The organism is Rhodococcus marinonascens NBRC 14363 (assembly GCF_001894885.1).
Classification (GTDB): domain Bacteria; phylum Actinomycetota; class Actinomycetes; order Mycobacteriales; family Mycobacteriaceae; genus Rhodococcus_F; species Rhodococcus_F marinonascens.
In genome coordinates, this window is sequence record NZ_BCXB01000098.1 from 1 (window position 1) to 3,549 (window position 3,549).

At 62.8% G+C, this 3,549-nt stretch carries 5 protein-coding genes and 2 pseudogenes; 3 read left to right on the plus strand and 4 right to left on the minus strand.

Annotated features, from left to right (window positions below; genetic code table 11):
- Positions 1 to 370 (minus strand): annotated as a pseudogene (locus RM2_RS22865) (hypothetical protein); the annotation flags it as partial.
- A gap of 203 nt (positions 371 to 573) precedes the next feature.
- On the opposite strand from RM2_RS22865, the gene RM2_RS25700 reads away from it, so the two are divergent.
- Entirely contained in the window at positions 574 to 708 is a 135-nt protein-coding gene (locus RM2_RS25700; RefSeq protein ID WP_281250437.1) for a hypothetical protein, read from the plus strand.
- 331 nt (positions 709 to 1,039) lie between these two features.
- Entirely contained in the window at positions 1,040 to 1,579 is a 540-nt protein-coding gene (locus RM2_RS24335) for a MerR family transcriptional regulator (protein WP_174553888.1), read from the plus strand.
- 8 nt (positions 1,580 to 1,587) lie between these two features.
- Here the strand turns inward: RM2_RS24335 and RM2_RS22870 are convergent, their stop codons facing one another.
- Both RM2_RS22870 and RM2_RS22875 read right to left on the minus strand, forming a co-directional pair.
- Positions 1,588 to 1,851, minus strand: a complete 264-nt coding sequence (locus RM2_RS22870) for a sigma-70 region 4 domain-containing protein (protein WP_072691742.1) — start codon at positions 1,849 to 1,851, stop codon at positions 1,588 to 1,590.
- Position 1,852: 1 nt separating this feature from the next.
- Positions 1,853 to 2,770, minus strand: a complete 918-nt coding sequence (locus RM2_RS22875; RefSeq protein WP_072691743.1) for a replication initiation protein — start codon at positions 2,768 to 2,770, stop codon at positions 1,853 to 1,855.
- Positions 2,771 to 3,064: 294 nt separating this feature from the next.
- Here RM2_RS22875 and RM2_RS24785 point away from each other — a divergent pair, with 294 nt between their 5' ends.
- Complete coding sequence (locus RM2_RS24785) at positions 3,065 to 3,205, plus strand: hypothetical protein (protein ID WP_169846816.1); 141 nt, start codon at positions 3,065 to 3,067, stop codon at positions 3,203 to 3,205.
- A gap of 93 nt (positions 3,206 to 3,298) precedes the next feature.
- On the opposite strand, the pseudogene RM2_RS24790 reads toward RM2_RS24785, so the two are convergent.
- Positions 3,299 to 3,549, minus strand: a pseudogene (locus RM2_RS24790) (hypothetical protein); the annotation flags it as partial.

Sequence of the window (3,549 nt, forward strand, 5' to 3'; positions counted from 1 at the left end):
AAAAGCTGTCGCACTTAGCGGTCACACCGCCATCGGTATTGAATTCGAGTACGCGTTCGAGTACGCGTTCACCCTCGACCGGCTGCCCTCGGTAAGTTACCTCCACGCTGTTCCGAATTAACTCGAATCCGTCCGGGGGGATGTCCCGGACCTCACTGATCGGCAAGATAAAGGAAAATCCAGTCTCGTTGCTGTTTTCGACGACGATCTTGTAGGTGACGGTGTCACCAGGATGCACGACATTGTCGCCGACCACCGATTTTGTGACAGTAACGTCTTTCTCGGTAATGGTGTTGCTCGACTGTGGCGGCGGGTCGGCGGCGGCAGTGCCGACACCGACCACAATCAGTCCGGCCGCGACAATGCCCACGACCAGAGGTGACACACACACACGCAGGGTTGATGAACGCAAAGATCCTCCTCTGATTTTCGCCCTCTCTAACTTGGCAGGGCTGACGTTGATCACGTCGATCGGGGAGATTAACCGCTCAGAACTGTTTTGAACAGCGGTCCTGGTCGATTCTCCAGAAGTCGAGGAATCGCGGTAGGGCCCCTGGTGAGGATTCGGCGCGGGTGGCGTCGCAGGAGGCGCATCTGCGGGTGGTTCCGGGGTGTGCGCGCGGCTTCGAATCCTGCGGGGAGGGGGAGTTCGGCGACGTGTTCGGCTGGCGAGCGGCCGTTTCCGTTCTAGTCCGCGGCCACACCTGACGACAATCCCCCCTCGTCGGCAGTCGAAAACGGGGAAAACGAGACTCCGAGCACGGACAGTCTCGGGGACCTCGGCAGACTGATCGAGGACCTCGACATTCTGATCGGGGACCTCAACGGTTCGGTCGGCACCGACGATCAGGACTAACTCGGCGCGCCGACGTTCCCTCTTCCCGCACCAACGAAAATCTGAAACACACCTCTTGCACCATGGGTGCGTAGTGGGGAAATGCTGCCGCGCCACCGCTGCGCGCTGGCTTGCCCCTGAAATGCCCAGGTTCGGTTGGCGTGGGGTGAACACTGTGGGCGAGCGTCCACGCACACTGTGGACATGGACATGAACACCCCCGATCAGGGTCGCCCAGCACGCCCACGGTGGACACTGTCTGAGGCCGCCCGCCGAACAGGGGTAAGCCGGGCAACGCTGCTCCGCCGGATCGAGTCCGGGAAGATCATCGGCGCCCAGAAAACCACCGAGGGCTGGTCTATTGGTATCGAGGATCTATTAGGGGCCGGCCTTGTCCCGGATCGGCTGGCCAGGTCGTCCAAGGGTGTTCGTGAACATGTCCACGAACATGTTCCGGTGTCCATAGATACTGGCCAGGCTGTCCACCGGATCGCTGAACTTGAGCGGGAGCTGGCGGTTGCACATGCCCAACGAGCGGCCGCTGAACAGGTCGCCGCTGAACGTGAACGCATAATCCAGGCGCAGGCTCAGACCCTTCGAATGCTCGAAGCAGCACCGCGGTCAGCGGATCTCGACGATGGTTCCGGAGTAGAGATCCTGTCGACTCATAAGCCCCCGGAATCGGCTGCGTTGCCGATCGTGGACGGCCCGATCCGGTGGCTCAGACGTCGGTTATCAGGCTGACGTCAGTTCTAGTCCATCTCGCCGTGCTTGCGTGCGTGGTGAATGAGGCTTCCGGCCACACCAATCGAGATGCCCATCTTTTCAGCGATCTGCTTGTACTTGAGACCCTCCGTGCGGAGTTCGACAGCCCTTTTCCGCTGTTCGGCAGCGCGCCTGAGGTAGTCCTGCCGCGGTTCAGCAACAAGGTTGCGGATGGTGCGTTCGCTGACACCGAGGAGCTTGGCGGCCTCTTTGGCACTCCGCTTACGGCGAGCTGGGGTTTCAGCACTCATCTCAGAGCAAGACCTTTCGTGCGAGGGCGGGATCAATGGCACGTCGGTTTGGCCGTGGTGCAGCTGCGTTGCGCCGAACGGCTTTGACTTTTTCTTGCGAGGTTTTCTTGCCTCCATTCCGGCCGCGGGCGGCTTGGAGGGTGGAGAACTTTTGTGCGGTGAACCGGCGGTGTGTCCAGTGCGCCACCGATTTTCCGATCTGGGCGGCTTCCTTGGCGCTCATTGGTCCGATGCCTGTATTGGCGTCGAGGGTGAGGTTGGTCAGGGCGGTGAAGTCGTGAACCATCTGCTGCCAGGTGTCGATATCGGGGAAGCTTTGTCGCCGAATTTCGTCGTAGGTCCAGGTGCGGGTGCGGTCGAAGAGTTCGACGTTGCGGCCGGTGCCGGTGCGTACTAGTGGGGTGCGCCCGGAGGCCGGCGGATCCGGGAACCGGTCCCCGAGCGCCTTGGACAGGTCGGTGAGCGAATACGGGTCCGCCGGTCCCCAGACGGTGATCCATTCCGGGTGCACCGGGTTCTGGGTGAGGTGTCCGACGTAGCCGGGGTCGGCGCCGACCACCGAGGAGATCAGCCCCTGGTTGATCCGGTCGTACAGGCGCAGCGGGGCGACCCTGGCGGCTTGCAGTGTGTAGACGGGTTTGTCGAGTAGCCACCACAGGTGTGCGTGTTCGGTGGCTGGGTTGACCGTCATCACGGTGGGGTCCGGGAGGTCGGCGTTGCGGGCGGCCCACTGTGCCCGGTCGTCGTCGACGTCGAGGACCAGTCCCAGGCGTACAGCGTTGGTGCGGGCGGCGATGTAGCGGCGTGTCAGGGCCTGCACGCGCGGCTGGGCCCAGGTTCCGTCCCGGCTGGGGTTGTCGGAGGCGTGTGGGTACTTGAAGCGCCAGCGGTCCATCCAGGCGTCCAGTGCGGTGGGCATGGCGCACACGCTAGGGGCGTACCGATCAAGCGTTTGGGAGGCGCGCCGCAAAATTTTGAAGTAGGCATCTAGCAAAGCCATATCCGATGTTGCGGGTACCGCCCCCTGTACCCACTCCCCACACGCACCTTGAAAGACCACGTCGCACCTTTAGTGCAAGAGGTGTGTCGAACTTGGGGGTTCGAGGGACCGGACTCGGGCCGGTTGACCCCGTTGCGAACCGGAACCTGACGGACTGAGTCCGGGAGGTAAGCCGGGTACGGCTCTACCGGTCGAGAACGCGACTGAGGAATCGTGGCCACCGGTGCGGATGTGGCGCGGGCGGCGTCGCAGGAGGCGCACCGGTGGGTGGTTCCGGGGTGCGTGGGGAGGAGTGGAGCAGGGGGCGGTACGGCGGAGGTCGGCTACGCGTTCGGAGGCGAGTTGTTCGGGTGAAGCGCCCGACGACGCTTGTGCCAGACTTCCCTTCCCGGTCGGGGGAGGGCACGCAGCGTCGCACAATCGATCAGAGGGCACCTTCTCCATCGATTAGAAGCTCAAACTCCCGAGACTGCCCGTCGCCATATTCGGATCGTCCGGCACATTCGGATCGGCGACCCGGACGATCACGCTGAAGGTCTTGTCGCCTACATTAGGTATGACTCTCCCCGTGGCCAACACGCCGCTGTCGTACTCCCCGGCAGCTGTATCGTCCGGCACCTTGTAGGACGTCTCGAGCGTGACCGTCTCGTTCGGTCTGAGGCCGAATTCGGTACTGCCGGCAGTGAGGCAATCACCAG

Coding starts and splice junctions, on each gene's coding strand:
- RM2_RS24335 (WP_174553888.1), top strand. CDS start 1,040: ATGGACATGAACACCCCCGATCAGGGTCGCCCAGCACGCCCACGGTGG.
- RM2_RS22870 (WP_072691742.1), bottom strand. CDS start 1,851: ATGAGTGCTGAAACCCCAGCTCGCCGTAAGCGGAGTGCCAAAGAGGCC.
- RM2_RS22875 (WP_072691743.1), bottom strand. CDS start 2,770: ATGCCCACCGCACTGGACGCCTGGATGGACCGCTGGCGCTTCAAGTAC.